The organism is Acinetobacter sp. ANC 4636 (genome assembly GCF_054454555.1).
The window spans coordinates 67,716-88,814 of sequence record NZ_JBTKVD010000008.1; the positions used below are offsets into that span (position 1 = coordinate 67,716).

General features: G+C 41.8%; 18 protein-coding genes. 8 read left to right on the top strand and 10 right to left on the bottom strand.

Annotated features, from left to right (window positions below; all coding sequences use genetic code 11):
• Positions 1-169 precede the first annotated feature (169 nt).
• The 3 genes from ACX1N5_RS10150 to ACX1N5_RS10160 all read right to left on the bottom strand — a co-directional run bounded on the left by ACX1N5_RS10150 (position 170) and on the right by ACX1N5_RS10160 (position 5,658).
• A complete protein-coding gene (locus ACX1N5_RS10150) occupies positions 170-1,558 on the bottom strand; it encodes an NAD-dependent succinate-semialdehyde dehydrogenase (RefSeq protein ID WP_045794219.1) in 1,389 nt (462 codons plus the stop codon).
• Between the two features lie 257 nt (positions 1,559-1,815).
• Complete coding sequence (locus ACX1N5_RS10155; protein ID WP_458801916.1) at positions 1,816-4,224, bottom strand: glucose/quinate/shikimate family membrane-bound PQQ-dependent dehydrogenase; 2,409 nt, start codon at positions 4,222-4,224, stop codon at positions 1,816-1,818.
• Positions 4,225-4,410: 186 nt separating this feature from the next.
• On the bottom strand, positions 4,411-5,658 hold the full coding sequence (locus ACX1N5_RS10160) for a carbohydrate porin (RefSeq protein ID WP_458801914.1): 1,248 nt from the start codon (positions 5,656-5,658) through the stop codon (positions 4,411-4,413).
• A 483-nt stretch (positions 5,659-6,141) separates the two neighbouring features.
• Here ACX1N5_RS10160 and ACX1N5_RS10165 point away from each other — a divergent pair, with 483 nt between their 5' ends.
• The gene (locus ACX1N5_RS10165; RefSeq protein WP_416201885.1) at positions 6,142-7,158 is read left to right on the top strand and encodes an AraC family transcriptional regulator; all 1,017 of its coding nucleotides are present in this window, start codon (positions 6,142-6,144) and stop codon (positions 7,156-7,158) included.
• Positions 7,159-7,299: 141 nt separating this feature from the next.
• Entirely contained in the window at positions 7,300-8,160 is an 861-nt protein-coding gene (locus ACX1N5_RS10170) for a patatin-like phospholipase family protein (RefSeq protein ID WP_458801912.1), read from the top strand.
• Here the strand turns inward: ACX1N5_RS10170 and ACX1N5_RS10175 are convergent.
• The gene (locus ACX1N5_RS10175; protein ID WP_458801911.1) at positions 8,157-9,371 is read right to left on the bottom strand and encodes a class I SAM-dependent methyltransferase; all 1,215 of its coding nucleotides are present in this window, start codon (positions 9,369-9,371) and stop codon (positions 8,157-8,159) included. The two genes, ACX1N5_RS10170 and ACX1N5_RS10175, sit on opposite strands and share 4 nt — an antisense overlap.
• 106 nt (positions 9,372-9,477) lie before the next feature.
• Here ACX1N5_RS10175 and trhA point away from each other — a divergent pair, with 106 nt between their 5' ends.
• Together trhA and ACX1N5_RS10185 are read left to right on the top strand one after the other, a co-directional pair.
• Positions 9,478-10,116 carry a PAQR family membrane homeostasis protein TrhA gene (gene trhA / locus ACX1N5_RS10180; RefSeq protein ID WP_458801909.1) on the top strand — a complete coding sequence of 213 codons (639 nt, stop codon included), beginning with the start codon at positions 9,478-9,480 and terminating at the stop codon, positions 10,114-10,116.
• Positions 10,117-10,244: 128 nt separating this feature from the next.
• The gene (locus ACX1N5_RS10185) at positions 10,245-11,561 is read left to right on the top strand and encodes an MFS transporter (protein ID WP_458801907.1); all 1,317 of its coding nucleotides are present in this window, start codon (positions 10,245-10,247) and stop codon (positions 11,559-11,561) included.
• 59 nt (positions 11,562-11,620) lie between these two features.
• On the opposite strand, the gene ACX1N5_RS10190 is transcribed toward ACX1N5_RS10185, so the two are convergent.
• Genes ACX1N5_RS10190 through ppx form a run of 5 tightly spaced genes read right to left on the bottom strand, consistent with a single transcriptional unit; the run spans position 11,621 to position 16,735 of the window.
• A complete protein-coding gene (locus ACX1N5_RS10190; protein ID WP_004903481.1) occupies positions 11,621-12,187 on the bottom strand; it encodes a YggT family protein in 567 nt (188 codons plus the stop codon).
• A 24-nt stretch (positions 12,188-12,211) separates the two neighbouring features.
• Positions 12,212-13,048, bottom strand: coding sequence for a pyrroline-5-carboxylate reductase (gene proC / locus ACX1N5_RS10195; protein WP_171458129.1), 837 nt, complete (start codon positions 13,046-13,048; stop codon positions 12,212-12,214).
• Between the two features lie 17 nt (positions 13,049-13,065).
• Complete coding sequence (gene tilS / locus ACX1N5_RS10200; RefSeq protein WP_458801904.1) at positions 13,066-14,418, bottom strand: tRNA lysidine(34) synthetase TilS; 1,353 nt, start codon at positions 14,416-14,418, stop codon at positions 13,066-13,068.
• A complete protein-coding gene (locus ACX1N5_RS10205; RefSeq protein WP_004753643.1) occupies positions 14,355-15,179 on the bottom strand; it encodes an acetyl-CoA carboxylase carboxyltransferase subunit alpha in 825 nt (274 codons plus the stop codon). The genes tilS and ACX1N5_RS10205 overlap by 64 nt, the downstream gene beginning before the upstream one ends.
• Before the next feature lie 35 nt (positions 15,180-15,214).
• Entirely contained in the window at positions 15,215-16,735 is a 1,521-nt protein-coding gene (gene ppx / locus ACX1N5_RS10210) for an exopolyphosphatase (RefSeq protein WP_004753645.1), read from the bottom strand.
• A 276-nt stretch (positions 16,736-17,011) separates the two neighbouring features.
• On the opposite strand from ppx, the gene trxA reads away from it, so the two are divergent.
• From trxA to ACX1N5_RS10225, 3 genes are all read left to right on the top strand, one after another.
• On the top strand, positions 17,012-17,335 hold the full coding sequence (gene trxA / locus ACX1N5_RS10215; protein WP_004753647.1) for a thioredoxin: 324 nt from the start codon (positions 17,012-17,014) through the stop codon (positions 17,333-17,335).
• Between the two features lie 300 nt (positions 17,336-17,635).
• Complete coding sequence (gene rho / locus ACX1N5_RS10220; RefSeq protein WP_004753649.1) at positions 17,636-18,898, top strand: transcription termination factor Rho; 1,263 nt, start codon at positions 17,636-17,638, stop codon at positions 18,896-18,898.
• 406 nt (positions 18,899-19,304) lie between these two features.
• Positions 19,305-19,541: a hypothetical protein gene (locus ACX1N5_RS10225; RefSeq protein ID WP_131376573.1), complete on the top strand. Its 237-nt coding sequence runs from the start codon at positions 19,305-19,307 to the stop codon at positions 19,539-19,541.
• A gap of 31 nt (positions 19,542-19,572) precedes the next feature.
• Here the strand turns inward: ACX1N5_RS10225 and ACX1N5_RS10230 are convergent, their stop codons facing one another.
• Positions 19,573-19,968 carry a MerR family transcriptional regulator gene (locus tag ACX1N5_RS10230; RefSeq protein WP_458801900.1) on the bottom strand — a complete coding sequence of 132 codons (396 nt, stop codon included), beginning with the start codon at positions 19,966-19,968 and terminating at the stop codon, positions 19,573-19,575.
• A gap of 73 nt (positions 19,969-20,041) precedes the next feature.
• Between ACX1N5_RS10230 and ACX1N5_RS10235 the strand changes: the two genes are divergently transcribed.
• Positions 20,042-21,097, top strand: a complete 1,056-nt coding sequence (locus tag ACX1N5_RS10235) for an SDR family oxidoreductase (protein ID WP_458801898.1) — start codon at positions 20,042-20,044, stop codon at positions 21,095-21,097.
• Positions 21,098-21,099 lie beyond the last annotated feature (2 nt).

Genomic DNA, 21,099 nt, shown 5'->3' on the forward strand with positions numbered 1-21,099 from the left:
TCAGCTAGTAAGTTCAATTTAACTGCCATAGCATAAAGGGCTTTAATTCATCAACAAAATGCTTTTTTTACATATTTAATAACGGTTTTACTGATAAAGAGCTTTCTGCAATAAAAAAGCTGACCTCAATCGAGATCAGCTTTTTTTAAAACCTGTATTTCAGTGCTGTTTAGAATGGTGCATCAATATCTGCTACACCAACAAGTTTATGATTCACAAACTCTTTAATGCCTAAACCGATCAGTTCACGACCATAGCCCGAGTGTGCAACCCCACCAAATGGCAAATCCGCTTTCACCATGGTCGGATGGTTAATGAACACCATGCCCGTATAGATTTGTTTTGCAACTTCAACACCACGTGCATGATCTTGGGTAAACACCGAACCACCCAAGCCAAATGGCGTATCATTCGCGATACGAATTGCATCGGCTTCATCTTTAGCACGGTAGAGCTGCGTTACTGGACCAAAGAACTCCCAATGGCGTGCTTCGTTATTTTCATGCAAGTTGGTCATGAGAAGTGGCTGAAAGAAAGCACCCTGCTCTGGCACTGGTGCACCAATTACTTCAACTTCAGCACCTGCTTCAATAGCTTTTTCGACTTGTTTTTTCAAATCATCTGCTGCTTTTTGTGAAGACAATGGCGCAAGCGTGGTTTCAGGATCCATCGGATCGCCTGCTTTAAGTTTTGCCACACCTTCTTTATACAATGCCAAGAATTGGTCATAAATTGCATCAACCACAATCAGGCGTTTAGATGAAACACAGACCTGACCTGCATTCCAGTGACGCCCCATCACTGCCCAGTCCACAGTTTTTTGTAGATCAGCATCTTCAAGTACCACAAAAGCATCTGCGCCACCCAACTCTAAAGTTGATTTTTTCAGTGCCTTACCTGCTTCCGCAGCCACAATCGCGCCTGCTGCTTCAGAACCTGTCAATGCGACACCACAGACACGGCGATCATTGAGAATCACAGCAGTATGTTCATGTGCAAGATATAAGTTTTTAAATGCACCTTGTGGCAGACCCGCTTCAAGCATCAATTCTTCAAACACATTGGCACTTTGCGGAACATTTGATGCATGTTTTAACAGGATAGTGTTGCCTGCCGATAGTTGTGGCGCAATGATACGTGCAATTTGATAGAACGGAAAATTCCAAGGCTCCACTGCAAGCAATACGCCTTGTGGTTCATGGTACAGTGTCGCTTCAACACCTTGCGCATCAGTTGGGAGTTTTTCTGGTGCCAAGAGTTTTTCAGCATGCTTGGCATAATATTCTAAGATTTCAGCCGACAAGATGGTTTCAAGCTTTGCTTCAGTAAATAGCTTACCCATTTCCAAAGTTAAGTATTGTGCATATTTATCGGTTTCATTGCGCAAAATACTGGCTGCTTTATTTAAGATTGCAGCACGTTGTTCAAAACTGGTTTCTTTCCAACTTAAAAAAGTGTTGTAGGCTTGATCAATCGCTTCAAGCACTTCTTCCTTGCTTGCAGTTGGAAAAGTTTTTAAAGTTTCACCCGTATATGGATTGACTGTAGCATAAGCCATTTATTACATCCTTCTGTTATGACCCAGCACTAATACGACTAAAGAGTAAAATTAGTGCTCTTGATCTGATCACCAAGATCAAATTTAAATAAGACTCTGATAAATATAAAAATATACTTATTTAAAGTTCATCTATTTTTTAACAAATTTAACTCGCACACTTCGCCTACTTTTCCCCTACTTTTATTAAGAAATACATTCATGCATAAAAAATGCCCACCGAAGTGAGCATTTTTTACAGTTATTTATAGCTGAGATTATTTGGCATCTGGCAAGGCATAAGCCACCAGATAATCGCCCATCTTGGTACCAAATGAACCATGACCACCTGCCATAATCACAAGATACTGTTTACCGTTGATTTCATAAGTCATTGGCGTTGCCTGTCCACCTGCTGGCAAACGCGCTTCCCAAAGTTTATCTCCGTTACTGACATTGTAAGCACGGATATAGTTGTCTTGAGTTGCTGCAACGAACATGACATTACCCGCAGTTGAAATCGAACCACCCAAACCAGGCACACCAATTTTGAGTGCTGGCAATTGGAATAATTTCGGCAAGCTGTCACGAATCGTACCGATACGTTTTTTCCAAACCACTTGATGGGTATTTAAATCCACGCCTGCAACATAACCCCATGAAGGCTGTTTACATGGCAAGCCTACTGGTGACAAGAATGGTTTAATTTCCACACCATACGGTACACCGTACATTGGCTGAATACCCTGCTCAGTCCCTGCACCTTTAGCAGTTTCTTTACGGTTTGGGTTTTCAGGAATCAGACGACTGATAAATGGCAACCCGATCGGGTTCATGACTGCAACCTGACGGTCTTGGTTGACAGACATGCCACCCCATTCAAACACACCCAAGTTACCTGGGAATACCAATGTGCCGTTGACTGACGGTGGCGTATAAATACCATTGTAATTCAGTTTCTTGAACTCAATACGACACATCAACTGGTCAAACATGGTTGCGCCCCACATATCTTTATCAGTCAATTTGCCTTGTGGTGCCAAATCCAGATCAGAGAATGGTTGGGTTGCAGAATAACGTTCACCTTGAGTTTGTGGACCATGCTCAACCGTTTGCGGCACAGCACGTTCATGAATTGGCACAATGGCTTGACCTGTACGGCGATCCAAAACAAATACATTACCTGTTTTTGTCAATACATAAATCGCTGGAACAGTCTGACCATCTTTAGTTTTGACATCGGCAAGTGATGGCTGAGATGGTACATCCATATCCCACAAATCATGATGTGTGGTTTGGAAATGCCAGATCAGTTTACCTGTGGTTGCATTCACCGCCAGCATTGAGTTGGCATAACGCTCTTTCAACTCATTACGGTCACCACCCCAAATATCAGGCGTACCTACACCTGTTGGAATATAGACAATATCCAGTTTGGCATCATATGCCAGTGGTGCCCACGCATTTGGCGAGTTGTTGACAAAGTTTGTGTTCTGACCCGGTAAAGCATTTGGATCTTGCGCGCCAGTATCAAACGCCCACAACAGTTTACCTGTGTTGACATCGTAACCACGAATTACACCCGAAGGCTCTTTGTTGGAGTAGTTGTCCGTTACAGAACCCGCAATAATCACGGTTGTACCTGTCACCACTGGTGGAGAAGTTGGGTTGTAACCACCTGCATAAGCATATGGCATATTGGCTTGCAGATTGACTTCACCATTTTGACCAAAGTCAGTACAGCGTTGACCGTTATCCGCATTGATCGCAATCAAACGACCATCGTTGACTGGCAAGAAGACTTTACGTGGACATTGCGCTGAACTTGAAGTTTTATGCTGCAAACTTGCTGCAAAACCTTGGGTATTGTTGGCATCAAAATATGACACGCCACGACAAGTTAAATGCTGGAAGCTTGGATTGGTTTGTAGTTTCGGATCGAAGCGCCATTTTTGCTTGCCTGTTGCTGGATCAAGTGCAATCAGGAACTGGTGCGTGGTACACATGTACATGTTGTCGCCAATCTTGATTGGCGTCACCTGATTGGTAGTTTCACCCGAGTCATTGCCCGTTTTCAAGTCACCAGTACGGTATGTCCATGCCACTTTCAAATCTTTGACGGTTTTATCATTGATTTGAGTCAGTGGAGAATAACGCACGCCACCTTGAGTACGACCATAAGCTGGCCAGTCACTTTCAGCAACACCTGAAACTGCCTGTGCTTTTGCAGGCTGTTGGTTGGTAATCGTGCCGTTGATTTCTTGCGGATCATTGAAGATCGAATACACCATTACTAAAATGGCAATAACGAGAGTTGAACCCAAGGCAATACGGCTTGGTTTAACAGGTTGTTGAATACCTCGCGTTGCCGCAGGTAACAACAGTAAAATTCCAATTACACCCAAGATGTCATAACGAGGAACTAATGCCCAGAAGTCCGAACCAACTTCCCAAAGCCCCCAAATAATGGTGGAAAGCATAAGCGCTGCATAAACCAATAAGGAAACCGCAGAATTACGTAAGAGTAAAATTGCAGAAATGAGTAATAAAATTCCCGCAATCACATAATAAAAAGAAGCGCCTAAGAATGCGGCATAAGCACCGCCAGCCAGTAGAATCAAACCAATCAGCGCAATCGCAATTGCCATCAAAGTTTGAAACCCTGAGCGTTGTGAGGGTTGAGTCATAAACACACCTCGATATTTTGGTTAAATCACTACCAAAGCAAAAGCCCTAGGCTTTTACTTGATATGAAATAATGATTTTCATTTAACAAGAACACACTGCATTGTGAGAGAAAAGCCCAGTTTTGTTTATATTTTGCACAAAAATAGGCACATGCAGTGCAATAAGGATTTGAACGTTCTGTCAGATTAGAAGGCTGTGACGAATTTGATACCACCAACCCAAGCATTGTTACCGTCTTTCAAAGCACCCACATGGCGAACATATTGGATGTTTGGTCGCACAGTTAACCAGTTGGTTGCATGAATGCCATAGTACAATTCGGCATCATATTCACTGCTGTAACCTTGGGCACTTTTATGAATACGTCCAACGCCCACTGCAATTTCATCTTGCGGACGAGCATCGAATAAGCCGTTATAACTGATCGCCAAGTTTTGCATGTTGGTCACAGCATTGGTTGCATCATCAAAGAAGGTAAAGTTCGCCCAAGCAGTCAAACCACGGTTTACATCGCCCTGATGTGCGGTTAATTGCTGCTTCACAGACACCCAACCACCCTGTTTATGTGCTGAAGTGTTGGCAATGTCTTGTGCTTGTGAATTCAATTTGCTGGCATCTGCTGTGCTATAGAAATAGCCCAAACGGTATTCACCTGGTAACTGTGCAGCAGTCAATTTTGGCTGCCAAACCAATTCCACAGGAATTAATGCGCCTTTTGAACCATCTGTACTGAGGTTAAAACCCTTACTCCGTTCAAGGTTTTCAGGGTTCACTTCAAATGCGCCCACTTGTGCAAACAGGTTGGGTTGTAACTGGTATTTCACGCGGACAGCCCATTGACTCACTGGCCAGTTATACCACTGGTCACCTGCCCAGTTACCCATTTGCGAGCCACAGAGTGCAAGGTTCTGGAAATCACAGTTAAAACTGTTAAATTCTTCAGCTTCACCAAAACGTCCGACTTTGACATCTAACTTTTGATCAAGGAATTTTCGTTTGATCCAGAAATCGGTTAAACGCCAAGTTTGTCCACGTCCCCAAACTTCCTGAACCGAGCTTAACTGCCCATTCAAAGCATCCGAGGTATTACTCAAATTACGCCCATGACGTTCAGTCACAGTCACTTGAGCTTCTGTATCTTGCCAACCCAAGACTTTGTTCAAATCCAAATGAGCGCCTAAGCTCACCTGACCTGAATATTCAGTGCCATGGCTTGATGTATTTTTTGAATCAAGCACATTAGCCAACTCTCCTGTATAACCAAAAGAGAAGTCGTATCCTTGTTCCTTTAAGGCTGCCCGTTGCCCGTTCCAATCACCCAACATATATGGGCTTTCGGTACTAAATGCATCAGCCGCATGTGACTGAGCAGCAAGGGAAACCATGACAGAACACATGGATACTTGAGAGATAAAAGCAAATCTACGCAACATTGAAAACTCTATGTTGTTGATCGAAACGCGTAGGATACTATTATTTTTGTAATAAATGTTGAGTGTTTTGTTATCTCAGTCAGGCAACCAGAATGGCAAAACTATATTTTATTTTTAAATACTTAAAAAAATTAATTATTTTTAAAGATTAATAAAAATCAACTGCTTATTTTTTGATTATGATTTTTTAAATTTTTTCAAAAAATGTCTGCGTTAAAATTAAGCACAAATTTGGTGCAAATCCATTTGTTTAAAAAATACCAATTCTTATACTCAAGTTTTTAATATTTTATACAGGACATTTATTTCAAACCGAATCACCAAGTGTGCAACTTTTGATAAAAACAATGTCATATTCCGCCATGTCAGCACCAGTTTGCAGCAATTAAAATAAATTTCCCTTTACAGACAATGCAAATTGCCTTAATAATTTTTTATCTTCATTTAGGTCAATTATTTGTGAATATCAAAGCGATTGAAGGAATCAATGTCAGCCGCGACACGATTAGTATCCATTTCGTGAATGCAGCTTTGACTGGTGTGAAAAGACTGGGCATGGATGTCGAAACCCTCCTTTCACATGTCGGCATCGAAGCTGAATTACTCAAACAACCTAAAGCTCGTGTTTCACCCGAACAGTACACACGTTTTATTCAAATGTTATGGATGGTGACCCAAGACGAACACGCTGGTTTTTCCACGGAGCCGCGCCGTTTAGGCACTTTTGCCATGATGTGTCAGTTAATCATTCATGCAAAAACTTTAGGTCAAGCTTTAGAACTATCAGAACAGTTTTACCGTTTATTTCGTGATGACTGGTTTATTGCGATTGAACGCGATAAACACGAAGCGCGCCTAGTCCCGCTAATTCCAAGAGAGCTCGACCCAGACCACTTTATGACGGAAAGCATGCTGATGATTTGGCATGGCTTAGCATCATGGTTAATTGATCGTCGCATTTCCTTGGAACGGGTCAATTTCGAATACCCGCGCCCAGAGCAAGCTGATGAATACGATGCATTATTCTTTGCACCACTCATGCAGTTTGATACACCGCGTACCGAAATCACTTTTGCCGCCGATTATCTCGACTTACCGATTCGCCAAAATGAAGAAACGCTGGAAGAATTCTTAAAAGTTGCCCCTGCACAGCTTTTAGTGAAGTTTAAAAATATTAACTCGTTGACTTCGCGTATTCGTGATGTGCTGAAAAGTCATATTGGCGAAGAAATGCCAACATTAAATGACGTGGCTTCAATGCTTTACCTTTCACCACAAACCTTACGTCGTCGCCTTGCCTCTGAAGGTAAAAGCTATCAGGGTGTTAAAGATGCTTTACGACGCGATGCCGCGATTCATTTACTGTTGCAACCCAATCTCACTCTGGAAGATGTCGCACAGCAGGTCGGTTTTAGTGAAACCAGTACCTTCCACCGTGCTTTCAAAAAGTGGACTGGCGTTACCCCAGGTCTATACCGCCAATTACACGGCTCACTATAAATATAAGCACTTGAATAATCTCAGGTTAAATACCTGAGATTATTTTTACCTTCAAGAATGACTCTCCATATCACACGCGATAAAACCATAAAAATCCAATCTATTGCATAATACGATTTTGACCAAACAGATCAAAACGATATGAATCATGCTATTCAATCTAGCGCCTTGGTGGTGGAAGGTGGCGGGATGCGAGCAGCTTTCAGTACAGGTGTAGTTGATGCCTTTCTGACAGAACAATTCAATCCTTTTCACTTATATGTCGGCGTTTCATCAGGCTCGACAACTCTAGCAAGTTATCTCGCTCAGCAAAAAGGACGTAACTTAGATATCTTTTTGGATCAGACTTTACGCCCAGAATTCATTCAGCTTAAACGCTTTTTCAAAGGTGGTGACCTGATGGATGTCAAATGGATGTGGGATGTACTGGAACAAGAAAATCCTTTGGATCTTGCTACATTATTCAAAAATCATCCCGAATTTTATATTGTACTGACACATGCCCATACAGGTCAGGCACATTATCAGCGCGCCCAACCCGAGACACTACTCGACAGTTTAAGGGCTTCAAGTTCTATTCCATTTATTACACGACAACCCGTTTGGGTACAGCAACAGCCATTTTTTGATGGTGGTGTTGCCGATGCTCTACCTGTGCAGTGGGCAGCGCAACAACCCCAAATGGATGCCTTGATGGTAATTCGCACCAGACCTCGACACTATGCCAAACAAGGTCGAAAAACAGATGCTTTACTTTCTCGTTTCGTGCAGCATCATGGTTTTGCCCAAAGCCTGAAACAACGGGGCGAACACTACAATCAGTCCGTCGAATTTTTACGCAAACCACAAACGCTTAAAATTCTGGAGATTAACCCACCCGAACACAAATACATGGCAAATCGCCTATGCCAAGACCCGAAGCGTTTACGTTATAGCTATCAGGTCGGTGTTGAAGCGGGTTATCGCGCCATACAGGACTGGCAACAGCTGCTGCGAGCTTAGCAGCGACAGCCTGCCCGATCCTGATCAACCAATTCATTTTCCAGTAATCGCTGCAAGCTATGCTGCCCAATGCCGTACATCTGCTTCAAAGCTTCGATCTGTGCCATGATTTTAGGATCAGGTACGCTCACCGATTTACGGCGTACCGCCAAAATCATTTTATTTTTACTGGTATGTTCTAAAGACACAAACTCAAAGACTTTGGTTTCATAACCATAAGCTTCAAGCAGCAACGCCCGAATAGTATCGGTCAGCATTTCTGCCTGCTGTGCCTGATGAATACCATAGTGCAACATCGGTTTCAGTACTTCAGGGCTTTTCAGTTGTGGGCGCAACTCTTTATGACAACATGGCGCGCACATAATCACCGAAGCATTCAGACGAATCCCACAATGAATAGCAAAATCAGTGGCAATATCACAGGCATGCAATGCAATCATCACATCGAGATGCTCAGGCTGGTAACTGCGGACATCGCCCTGAAAAAATTCGAGTTGGCTAAATTGGTTTTTATCTGCAACTTTTTGACAAAACTCGACCAAATTATCACGCAGTTCCACACCTGTAATTTTGGGTTGTAAACCTTGCTGCTGCAAATAGTCATACATGGCAAAAGTCAGATAACCTTTCCCCGAACCAAAATCCACCACATGCAATGCCCGATCTTCTGGGGTAATCTGCTCAATCGCATTGGAAAAAATTTCAATAAATTTATTAATTTGCTTCCACTTTCTTGCCATACTTGGCACAAGTTGGGCTTTATAATCAGTAATTCCCAAATCCTGCAAATATGCCTGTTCCTGTAAAATATAACGCTGTTTTTCACGATTATGCGCTTGCTGGGTGATCGAGGTGTTTTGCTTTTGACTACGTGTCAAAATCACTTTTTTCTTGGTACGTTTGAGTTGTAACTCTTCGCTCTCAACAAACAGATTGGCTTGCTTACAGCTGCTAAGCAATTCAGAGATACATGTATAAGCCTCAGTAAAATCATAATTTTTAGTGACGTCTTGGGTTTTATATTGATAAACCGCACAGAGTTTAGGCTGCTGTTGAATTTCGATGATGCGAAAACTGATCTTTTCAAGATCCGCGATCTCACCTTGGTACTGACTCAATACTAAACGCTGAAAATGATGATCGGTTAAAGCTGCCTGCAACTCGGCAAGCCATTGTTGTTCCTGTTCAGAACGCTGAGTCAGTGTGGACATAATCACAACCTAAAGAAATTTACAAATCCATTCTAATTGTTCTTACCTTAAATGCAAAACTGAATTAATATACAAGTGTATTTTTAATTAGGTTACTATTAAAATAATGTCAAATGTCACCAATTACGCCCCCTCAGAAGAGCGTCTCAATGTCTTAACTCATGGGGTTGGTGTAGTGATTGCTATCCTCGCCAGTGCTTTATTACTTTATAAAAGCGCTTTTCTCAGTATGGATAAATGGTTCAGTTTATGGGTTTATGCATTCAGCCTGATTTTAATGTTGGCATGTTCAACGCTTTACCACTGGGCAAAAACTGAAACCAAACGTCACTGGTACAAAAAACTGGATCACACCGCGATTTATTATCTAATCGCAGGGACATACACGCCTTTTTTATATTTAAGTATTCCCACTACCAAAGCACACTATTTATTGATTGCCTTATGGGCAATTGCTGCCATTGGCACGGTATTTAAGCTTTGCATGGCACATCGTTTTAATAAGGTTTCACTGATTGCATACTTGCTGATGGGCTGGTTTGCCGTATTGATGATGGATGATATGCAGCGTTATTTACCCCATGGCTGCTTAATGCTCCTGATTACTGGCGGGTTAGCATATACGGTGGGTGCATTGTTTTATGCCCTAAAAAAGGTAAGATATACCCATGTTATTTGGCATATTTTTGTACTGATTGGCGCAGGATCACATTTCCTGGCAGTCTATCTATACGCTTTTTCTTAACACCCATCTTTTAGTTGTAGTAACCCTGCTTAAAAGTGTGGTGTCTTTCGTATTTTTTTAAAAAATTAGGTATTTTTTTAAAAAGATTACGCTGTTAACCATGTCTGTTTTTAAGTAAAGGTTGAATTATGGCGTCATCGACATCTACAACAGCAGAAGCACAGGCTGTACCCGTAAACTCAAAAACTCGCGTATTGTTAGCCAGTTTAGTGGGTACAACCATTGAATTTTTTGATTTTTATATCTATGCAACTGCCGCAGTAATTATTTTCCCACATCTTTTCTTCCCGAGTGGTGACGAAAGCGTTGCCCGCATTCAATCTTTAGCCACTTTTGCGATTGCATTTATTGCTCGCCCGATTGGTGCAGCATTATTTGGGCATTTGGGTGATCGTATTGGGCGTAAAGCCACATTGGTTGCTGCCTTACTGACGATGGGCATCTCCACCATCAGCATCGGGTTATTACCCACTTATGCACAAATTGGCTTAGTTGCCCCTCTATTACTGGCTATGTGTCGTTTAGGGCAAGGCTTAGGACTAGGCGGTGAATGGAGCGGCGCAGTTTTACTTGCCACTGAAAATGCACCTGAAGGTAAACGCGCCTGGTATGGCATGTTTCCTCAACTTGGTGCGCCCGTCGGGTTTATTTTAGCAACTGGCGCATTTTTACTACTCAGTGCCTGCATGTCGAATGCGGAGTTCATGCAATGGGGTTGGCGGATTCCTTTTGTTTCTAGTGCTGTTCTTGTTTTTATGGGTTTATATATTCGACTCAAACTACAAGAAACCCCTGCCTTCCAGAAGGTTTTAGACAAGCAAAAAGAAGTCAATATTCCTGTAAAAGATGTGTTTACCAAACATTTCAAGTCACTCTGCTTAGGTACGGTTGCTGCAATTTGTACCTTTGTCGTGTTTTATCTCACCACTGTTTTTGCATTGCAATGGGGAACTACTGAACTAGGTTATACTCGCAATCAGTTCCTTGAACTCCAGTTGGTTGCAACCTTATGTTTTGCAGGAACAATTCCTCTGTCTGCGGTACTTGCTGAAAAATTTGGACGTAAAACCACGTCTATTTTGGTTTGTGCAATTGCTGCAGTTTTTGGAATTTTCTTTGCACCGCTGCTTGCCTCGGGCAGCCTGTTTGCTGTGTTTATATTCTTATGTATCGGCTTAAGTATTATGGGTCTGACCTATGGCCCAATTGGAACAGTGTTATCTGAACAATTTCCAATTTCAGTGCGCTATACAGGCTCAGCCCTCACCTTTAATTTGGCGGGTATTTTGGGCGCTTCTTTTGCTCCGCTCATCGCCACCGAACTGGCAAAAAATTATGGCTTAGCCACTGTAGGTTATTACTTATCTGCGGCAGCAATCCTCTCTCTACTGGCATTTTTATTTATTCGTGAAACCAAAGATGTGAATGTTAACGATCAAGTCTGATGTATCACACACAATAAAAAACCAGCAATCATGCTGGTTTTTTATTTTAGATGTCGTTGTTACAGTCCTATGAGCAATACTCGGGCCACTTCATTCATAAGTGCTTCAGCGATATATAATGCTAAAAATGCCAGAATCGGGGATAAATCAATCATCCCCATATTCGGTAAAATGCGGCGAAACGGCGCAAGCAAAGGTTCTGCAAGTTCTTGAACAACTTCAATATACGGAGAGTTTGACTGAGTAAATAATACCACCCACCCCAATATAATCGTAGCAAAAATCAGATAACGACAAAACGTAATTAAGTCCTGAATCATCGTCACAAAAGTTAAAATAATCAGATGAACTGCGCCATGCGGCATAACACCCGACAAATATGCCACGCCCACGATTTTTAACAAATAAATCATCACCAACAAAACCAAAGCAGCGAGATTGACCCGTCCTTTTGCCAATGTCGGAAAAATCGAGCTAAAAATATCTACAATTTTAGTGGCTTTAATGGTAGATAAAACTACAGGGTTATATGGATTTACCATCGCTAATTGCATTAAGAATCTTAAGAACACCAGCAAAATTGCGACATTCATCAAAATACCAAATAGCGTCGAAGTCATTCCCATCGGCTACTTTTCCTACCTTTCAATTTATTTGATACTGTCACTTAATTCTTGAGCCAATTCCTGACTACGTTTTTGAGCAGCAGCCAATGCTGTCTGTATACTTTGTGAAACCTGTGCACGATCAAACACTTCAAGAGCAGCTTGGGTTGTACCATTTGGTGATGTCACATTTTTACGCAGTTCAGCAGGCGTCTTATCACTGCTGATAGCCATTTGTGCAGCACCCAAAGCCGTTTGTAAAGTCAACGCAGCAGCGACTTTTTCATCTAGCCCCATATTCTTGCCAGCGCGAATCATACTTTCCATCAAATAGAAAAAATATGCAGGGCCTGAGCCAGATACTGCGGTTACAGCATCGATTTGTGCTTCAGTATTTACCCAAAGCCCTAGTCCTGTTGCTGCTAAGATTTTACCCGTCAAATTACGATCTTCTTGACTCACCGAAGCATCAGCATACATACCATGCGCGCCTGTTTGTACCAGCGCTGGAGTATTTGGCATGACCCGCACAATACGCTGCGTTCCAGTCAAAGCTGCAATGATCTCAATCGTCACGCCTGCAACAATAGAAATAATTAACTTACCTTCAAACAGACCCTTTAATGGTTTTAAAACATCTGCTAAAACCTGTGGTTTCACTGCAAGCACGACCACATCTGCATTTTCAATTGCTTTAGCATTATCAGTAAATACCGCAATATTTTTTTCTTGCAGGATTAAACGAATTTGCTCAACGGGATCTGCAACTTGGATCTGATTTTCAGGAAGACCACGTGAAATTAACCCGCCAATTAAGGCTTGAGCCATATTTCCGCCACCGATAAAACTGATATTGCAATTTAAAGCGCTGTTCATGCTCATACTCGACAATGTTTTTATTACTCATGGATAAGTTTTGGCTGCCATCCACCATACTCACAGTAACAAGACTGTGCAAGCCAAAATCCCTGAGGGGTAAAGACTCCTAGAATAACATCATCTTTTGCCAAAATTTGCACCCGATGACGTAACCAAGGAAAAATTTGTGCATCCTGCAAGGCTTTTTTCAGTGGCCATGCACCTACTCGACCATACAAATGAACCTTTTCTCCCCCTACACGTGGATACAGCATAAGCGGTGTATCTAACAATTCAGGAGATAGACCATACTCCGACTCACGACAAGTATATTCACCTGAAATCAATGTAACAGGCTGTTGTTTTGTCCATCGAATGGATTGCTGTGCTGGAATCACATCGGTTTGCTTACATAAATACTGCTGCGTGGTTAAGCGGTATATCTGCTTTTGAAAACGCACATAATAATAAGGCTTAATAAACAGGCAAGCTTGCGCATCGGCTCTCGACTGGATTACTTCTTGCTGCAAACGCAGTACAGCATCCAAACTCGGGCGATAAGTCAGTTCGCCTTTCATCCATGCAGACAGTAATTGTCGTTGCCGTGCAGGTGTCAATTGTTGCAGGGTATCCAAGTTTAAACGTGTGTGATCACCACATTGCTGCCAGTCTTGCTGTACAACCTCTTGTAAAATATCCTCTGCATCCTGCATTAATTGTGCATTACGAGCCAAAGCCGACTGCATTTGCGGGAAGCGCTGTTGTAATACTTGCCACAGCTCGGTTCGGCACCACGCCCGATCATAATGCGGATCAGCATTGGTAGGATCATCAATATAAGGAAGCTGTAACTGACCGACCCACTGTGCAATCTGTTCACGAGAAATATCCAGTAAAGGTCGCCATATGGTGAAATCTTCACGCACATCTATAGCGCGCATCGCTGCCAGACCACCCACACCTGCTCCCGACAATAACCGCAAAAGCACTGTTTCTGCCTGATCTTGCTGATGATGTGCCAGAACCAATATTTCATGTGTCTGTTTATGTTGTAAAAAGGCAGCATAACGCGCATGACGTGCTTGCTGTTCAAGGTTACCAGAAGCAACTTCGACAGCCTGAACAAGACAGGGAATATTAAACTGGTGACAAAAATCTTCGACCATTACACCCCAAGTTTGACTCGGTGCTTGTAATTGATGATCAATATAAATGGCGCGAACACGCTGAGGAAAGAGTGAGTGCATCAAATATAGCAACAGCATGGAATCCATGCCGCCGCTACATCCAATTAGAAAGCTCTGCTGAGAGAAATACTGCTCAGCATCTCTTAAGATGCTAAACCTAAGTTGCTGCTTCCAAATTTCATTAAACGTTGATAACGTGCTTCGCATCGTGCTTCAGCATCCATCGGTTGTAATTCTGCCAAGGTCTGAGTGAGCACTTCACGTAAGTTTTCCATGACTTGGTCAGGATTTAAATGCGCGCCCTCGCCTTCATCAACAATGTGTTCCACAATGCCAATTTTTTGTAATTTGTCAGCAGTCAATGCCAACGCTTCACTAGCTTGTTCAGCTTTCTCAGCAGTTTTCCACAAAATAGACGCACAACCTTCAGGTGAAATCACTGAATAAATACTATGTGACAACATGATCACACGGTCAGCAACCCCAATTCCTAAAGCACCACCTGAACCGCCTTCACCAAGTACAGTCGCAATCACTGGCACTTTTAGGCGAGAAAGCTGGGCAAGACTCGTTGCAATCGCTTCTGCTTGACCACGTTCTTCTGCACCCACACCAGGATAAGCACCCATGGTGTCAATAAAGGTAAATACAGGCAAGTTAAAACGCTCAGCAAGATCAAGTAAACGCTGTGATTTACGATAACCTTCTGGGTTACACATACCAAAGTTGTGTTTTAAACGCTCGCGAGTGGTACGACCACGATGCTGACCAACCACCATGACTGGCTGACCATTAAAACGTGCTAAACCACCAATCATTGCACCATCATCACCGAAAACTCGGTCACCATGCAATGTATCAAACTCATCAAATAGTTCACTTGCATAGTCTAAAAACTGTGGGCGGTCAGGATGACGTGCGATTTGTACAGTTTTCCATGCTTTAGATTGAGCAGATTTATTTTTCATAGGTCGAATATTATCCTTAAATTAACCGAATCGAGTTAATCAATAAATTTTTCCGACTGAATGATCAAATCAATGTCCCAATGCTTAAATTGCTCTTGCTCATCGTGCAAATCTGCAACCAGTAATGGCCATTGTTTCGCATCGCCAGAAACAGTTAATTGCCATTGTTGCGCATCCAAGACCTCTAATTCAATGGCAGGAAGCATCTGATCACTACGACTATGATTGAGTAAAACAGCCAGTCTAAGCAGCAAGCAAAGATAAACTAAAGACTGTCCCCCAACCTTTAAAACATCCATTTTGCTTTCACTACGCAATTTACGGCGGTGATGTCCAACCAAATGTGATAGATGATTTTGATCAATTTGCGAGAAGCCAGGAATATCGGAATGCTGCAACAAATATGCACCATGACGATGATATCCACCATGACTAATCGCTAAACCGATTTCATGCAAATAAGCTGCACGACGAATTAAGTCACTGTCTTCATTGGTTAATTTTAGTTTACTCGCAACCGAGTCAAATAAAAATTGAGCAGTTTTTACGACACGTTCCGCTTGTTTCGGATCAGCACTATAACGACCAATCAGTGCCTGCACACTACGATCTCGGATATCTTCATGCTTAAAACGACCCAGAAGGTCATACATCACACCTTCACGTAATGCACCATCTGAATACATCAGATGGTCAATATCCAAAACTTCAAACGCTGCATATAAAATAGCAACCCCAGCTGGCAAAACTGCTCGGCGATCTTCTTTTAAGCCAGAAAATTCCATTTCTGAAACATGCTTATATTTAAGCAATTTATCTTTGAGTTTTTCTAAACCTTCACGAGTCACACTTTCTTGTTCGTCGCTCCAGCCCATGTTGACCATAATCTGGCGGCACGCTTTAATTGTTCCACTGGAACCAACAACCGTATCCCAACCCTCTGCTTTAAAATAGTTGGCAATCGCAGAAAGTTCCTTACAGGCGGCAACAAACGCTTTATTAAAATTTTTATAATTAATTTCACCATCTTCAAAATATTTTTTGGTGAAAGCCACACAACCCATTTGCAAAGATTCGGTACATAAAGGTTCGAATCGTTCGCCAATAATAAACTCGGTTGATCCCCCACCAATATCAATCACCAATCGACGACCACCATTGGCCATGGTATGTGAGACACCCAAATAAATCAGACGTGCTTCTTCACGCCCAGCAATAATTTCAATTGGTTTTGGCAAAATTTCAGCTGCTTGCTGAATAAATTCATGTCCATTTTTAGCTTGGCGTAACGCATTGGTCGCCACAATACGCAAACGATTCGGTTGTACTGAACTTAAACGTCCGACAAAACGTGCCAAACACGCTAAACCACGCTGTTGGGCCGCTTCGGTTAAATTTTTATTTTCATCTAATCCAGCAGCAAGCTGTACCTTTTCCGACATTGAAACAACTTTCTTAACTTCTCCGTGATCTACACGGGCAATTGCCAAGTGAAAGCTGTTTGACCCCATATCAATTGCAGCGAGCAATTCTTCATCAATCAGAAAATCAGACATTGTGCATAACAAATCAACTTAATTGCTGCTTAGAGTAATTCACTCACCGCAAATTGAAAAGCAGTTTACGGGCTGAACTGCCAGTTTTTCACTAGATTTTCATGATTATTGCTACTGTCGATTAAATCAATCGTGATGATCCATTAGACAAAAAACCAGTGGCATCCGAGAATGCAACTATTCATCAGACTATGATGTTGAAAATAGCTGTGTAATACTTATATATCTATATAAATAAAGACTGTTATTGACAACTGATCATATTGGAGCATTTGTATGTCTAACCTAGTTAATACCACAGACGCAGATTTCAAAGCTGACGTTCTGGATTCTGAAACACCTGTACTTGTAGATTTCTGGGCTGGCTGGTGTGGTCCTTGTAAAGCGATTGCTCCTGTTTTAGAAGATTTATCTCGCGAGTACGAAGGTAAAGTGAAAGTTGTTAAAGTTGACGTCACAAACTGTGAAGCAACTGCTGTGAACTACAACATTCGCAATATTCCTGCATTATTGTTGTTCAAAAATGGTGAAGTTGTTGCTCAACAAGTCGGTGCTGTACCTCGTTCGCGTCTTGTTGCGTTTATCGACGAAAATATCTAAATCTAAAAAATCCGACAAAATACGCCATTTTTTGCGTATTTTGTTTGGTGTAAATTGACAATTCTCCAGATGTCACTTATATTCTTATTGCTCAAGGAAGGCAAAGCCTTAAGCAAGTCCTTTCTTGCAACACAACAAAAGATCGCCGCTCGGCACTGCAATTGTTTATTTTGATTTTCGAACAATGAACTAACCAGATTCTGCGTTTATTGTGCAACTTTCATTGCATGCGGCTGACTCTTGCATTTACTTCCAAATCGTTACTCTAGATGTTCTTACATCGACACACACTGACCACCTATGAATTTAACTGAACTCAAGAAAAAACCGATTGGCGAACTCATTAAAATTGCTGAGTTTATGGGCCTTGAGGGGATGGCGCGTAACCGTAAACAGGATATTATTTTCGCGATTTTAAAACGTCATGCCATGAACGGTGAAGAAATCTTTGGCGATGGTGTTTTAGAAATTTTGTCTGATGGTTTCGGTTTCCTACGTACAGCAGCGGGCTCTTACCTCGCTGGACCTGATGATATCTATGTTAGCCCGTCTCAAATTCGACGTTTTAACCTGCGCACAGGTGACACCATCGCAGGAACCATTCGCCCTCCAAAAGAAGGCGAGCGCTATTTTGCATTATTAAAAGTTAACCAAATTAACTACGATACACCTGAAAACTCACGTAACAAGATCTTATTTGAAAACTTAACCCCGCTTTTCCCGACAGAACAACTGATCATGGAACTCGGGAATGGTTCAACAGAAGATTTGACCGCTCGTGTTGTTGATTTAATCGCACCGATTGGTAAAGGGCAACGTTCAATTATTGTTGCACCGCCAAAAGCGGGTAAAACCATGTTGTTGCAAAACATTGCTCAATCAATTGTACGCAATAACCCAGAAGTTTTCTTGATTGTTCTACTCATTGACGAACGCCCAGAAGAAGTCACCGAAATGGAACGTACAGTTCGCGGTGAAGTTGTTGCATCAACCTTTGACGAATCACCAGCGCGCCATGTACAAGTTGCCGAAATGGTCATCGAAAAAGCCAAACGCTTAGTTGAACATAAAAAAGATGTCGTCATCCTACTCGATTCGATTACTCGTTTAGCACGTGCCTACAACACAGTTATTCCATCTTCAGGTAAAGTTTTAACTGGTGGTGTAGATGCCCATGCACTTGAACGTCCAAAACGTTTCTTTGGTGCAGCACGTAATATTGAAGAAGGCGGATCATTGACCATCATCTCAACTGCATTGATTGAAACAGGCAGTAAAATGGATGATGTGATTTATGAGGAATTCAAAGGTACGGGTAACCAAGAGATTACGCTTGACCGTCGTATTGCTGAAAAACGTGTCTTCCCTGCCATGAACCTGAAAAAATCAGGTACTCGTCGCGAAGAACGCCTCATGAGTGAAGACAACCTACGCAAAGTATGGATTCTACGCAAACTACTTCATCCAATGGATGAGTTGACAGCAATGGAATTTTTACTCGATCGTATGAAAGAAACCAAAACCAATGACGATTTCTTTGAACAAATGAAACGTAAACAATAATTCATCCGCTATTTTCAAGCCACTAACGCTTTTAGTGGCTTGAAGTTGACAACAATTACATATCTTCACAATCTCTTTCCTTATTTGTTAAAATTTATTTTTACTCATTTTTTCATTTATTTCGCCTCAAAGAAAAGTCTGTGCTTTTTTCAATAGTTACTCCATCATTTATCTAAATGTAATTTGCTTTTTTATTGTTATTTTCTGTTAAAACACCCCCTAAAAAGCCCGTTTTTTTTCGTTTTTTTTTCATTCAGTAGTAGTAATTCAATATGTGCAGTGATAGCATATTGTCATGCCAGCAAACTTGCTCCATGCGTTGTTACCTATCGAACGTATAGGGATAATTAAAGCACAAACAAGTTTGCTTAGGTTTTTTTTGTCTCTAATTTATGAGAGTGATGCCATGTTATTCAAGAAAATTGCTATCGCAGCTGCTGTTGTTACAACTTTAGCTTTCGTTGGTTGTGCTAAGAAAACTCAAGAAGCTGCTCCAGCTTCTGCTCCAGCTTCTGCTGCCGCTGCTGCTTCTGAAGCAACTACTGCTGCTTCTGAAGCTACAACTGCTGCTTCTGAAGCAACTGCTGCTGCATCTGATGCTGCTCCAGCTTCTGCTCCAGCTTCTGCTCCAGCTGCTCACTAATTCATCCGAATCTAGTGAAAAAAGAGAGAGTCTAACGACTCTCTCTTTTTATGTCTAAATTTTGGATACAGTTAAGCTGGATAGGACAAAGCTGCTGTTGTAACATCTCTTCTAGTAATTCCTTTAGCGTATGCAATTGCTGTAATTTTTCTTCAACTTCTACAAGTTTTCCTTTTAAGGACTCTTGTAACTGTTCAGCAGAAAGTTGTTCTTGCATTGCCAGCATTTTGATTAAGTCTACAATTTCACTCAGTTGAAACCCCAACGACTTTGCTAACTGAATCAGTTCTAAACGAAAAACCATTTGCTCAGAATAATGGCGATAGCCATTCTCAGCTCTCTGAGCTTCAATTAATCCCAGTTTCTCATAAAAACGTAGCGTATCTCGACTTAAACCTACTCGTTTTCCTAATGCATGAATAAGCATGATTATTCTTCTTGACTATAGAGTGGACTCCACAGTTTAGACTAAATCGTAATATAACCATACAGGAAAAATTATGGCGATTTTAGTCACAGGTGCGACGGGCTTTTTAGGGCGGTTTGTACTATTAGAATTATTACAGCAAAAACAAGACGTGATTGCCCTACTCCGCAATCCTGAACAGCAAATACCCACGCTATGCAAATGGTTAAAAGAGAAAGGCTGTAACATTGAACATTTACAATTTATTCAAGGAGATTTAGCGCAAAGTGATTTAGCTATATCTGCTTCAGATTGGCAGCGTTTAGCTCAAGTAGATACATTAATCCACACAGGTGTCTTATTTGCATGGAACCTAAGCAAAGTACAGGCCCAAACCACGAATGTGAATGGCTGTTTAACCCTCATCCAGCTCTTAAAAGAACGGACACAACTACAGCGAGTCATACTGATTTCAGGCTATATGCTGACGTTAAAAACACACTTGCAACAATATGGCATTGATCTAGCGCAACCACTGCAAAGTCACTGGCAGCAGCTTTACAGCAAACTGGGTAGCTATGAAGCGTCAAAAATTGAAGCACATTTTCGTAGCGTAGCACTGGCTCAAGAGCTTGAACTCGACTGGACAGTGATTCATCCAGCAACGCTAATAGGCGCTCAAGGCACTGGCGAAGTGGCAGAGCATCAAGTATTTACCCAAATTGTTAAACAGATTAATCAAGGTAAAATGCTTGCTCTGCCTGGCTCAGCTCAACACACCTTACCATGGGTAGGTGTAGATCACGTGGTTCGAGGTATCACTCAGTGCTTAAAGGATAGATCGAGCTATCAACAGGAAATTCTGCTGGTACATCCGCAAAGTTTATCTTTTCATCACGTTGTCAGATTGATTGCGAAGCAGCTCAAAATCCAGCCTCCTCGCTTTTGTGTTCCACTTCCAATACTGGCAACACTACTCAGGTGGCAACCACTTGCACAGCGCCTCAACCTCTCTCGGGAAATGCTCGAGTTTCTACGCACTGAATCACTAACACCAAATAAATCATATACAGTATGTCATGCATCTCAAGTGCCTTTAGAAGAACAGCTGATGCAAAGTGTTGCTTGGGTTAAGCAACATTATTTATAAAA

Bases quoted from the DNA above. Each gene is read 5' to 3' on its own strand.
- ACX1N5_RS10150 (WP_045794219.1), bottom strand. From the start codon at position 1,558: ATGGCTTATGCTACAGTCAATCCATATACGGGTGAAACTTTAAAAACT.
- ACX1N5_RS10155 (WP_458801916.1), bottom strand. From the start codon at position 4,224: ATGACTCAACCCTCACAACGCTCAGGGTTTCAAACTTTGATGGCAATT.
- ACX1N5_RS10160 (WP_458801914.1), bottom strand. From the start codon at position 5,658: ATGTTGCGTAGATTTGCTTTTATCTCTCAAGTATCCATGTGTTCTGTC.
- ACX1N5_RS10170 (WP_458801912.1), top strand. From the start codon at position 7,300: ATGAATCATGCTATTCAATCTAGCGCCTTGGTGGTGGAAGGTGGCGGG.
- ACX1N5_RS10175 (WP_458801911.1), bottom strand. From the start codon at position 9,371: ATGTCCACACTGACTCAGCGTTCTGAACAGGAACAACAATGGCTTGCC.
- trhA (WP_458801909.1), top strand. From the start codon at position 9,478: ATGTCAAATGTCACCAATTACGCCCCCTCAGAAGAGCGTCTCAATGTC.
- ACX1N5_RS10185 (WP_458801907.1), top strand. From the start codon at position 10,245: ATGGCGTCATCGACATCTACAACAGCAGAAGCACAGGCTGTACCCGTA.
- ACX1N5_RS10190 (WP_004903481.1), bottom strand. From the start codon at position 12,187: ATGGGAATGACTTCGACGCTATTTGGTATTTTGATGAATGTCGCAATT.
- proC (WP_171458129.1), bottom strand. From the start codon at position 13,048: ATGAGCATGAACAGCGCTTTAAATTGCAATATCAGTTTTATCGGTGGC.
- tilS (WP_458801904.1), bottom strand. From the start codon at position 14,418: ATGCGAAGCACGTTATCAACGTTTAATGAAATTTGGAAGCAGCAACTT.
- ACX1N5_RS10205 (WP_004753643.1), bottom strand. From the start codon at position 15,179: ATGAAAAATAAATCTGCTCAATCTAAAGCATGGAAAACTGTACAAATC.
- ppx (WP_004753645.1), bottom strand. From the start codon at position 16,735: ATGTCTGATTTTCTGATTGATGAAGAATTGCTCGCTGCAATTGATATG.
- trxA (WP_004753647.1), top strand. From the start codon at position 17,012: ATGTCTAACCTAGTTAATACCACAGACGCAGATTTCAAAGCTGACGTT.
- rho (WP_004753649.1), top strand. From the start codon at position 17,636: ATGAATTTAACTGAACTCAAGAAAAAACCGATTGGCGAACTCATTAAA.
- ACX1N5_RS10225 (WP_131376573.1), top strand. From the start codon at position 19,305: ATGTTATTCAAGAAAATTGCTATCGCAGCTGCTGTTGTTACAACTTTA.
- ACX1N5_RS10230 (WP_458801900.1), bottom strand. From the start codon at position 19,968: ATGCTTATTCATGCATTAGGAAAACGAGTAGGTTTAAGTCGAGATACG.
- ACX1N5_RS10235 (WP_458801898.1), top strand. From the start codon at position 20,042: ATGGCGATTTTAGTCACAGGTGCGACGGGCTTTTTAGGGCGGTTTGTA.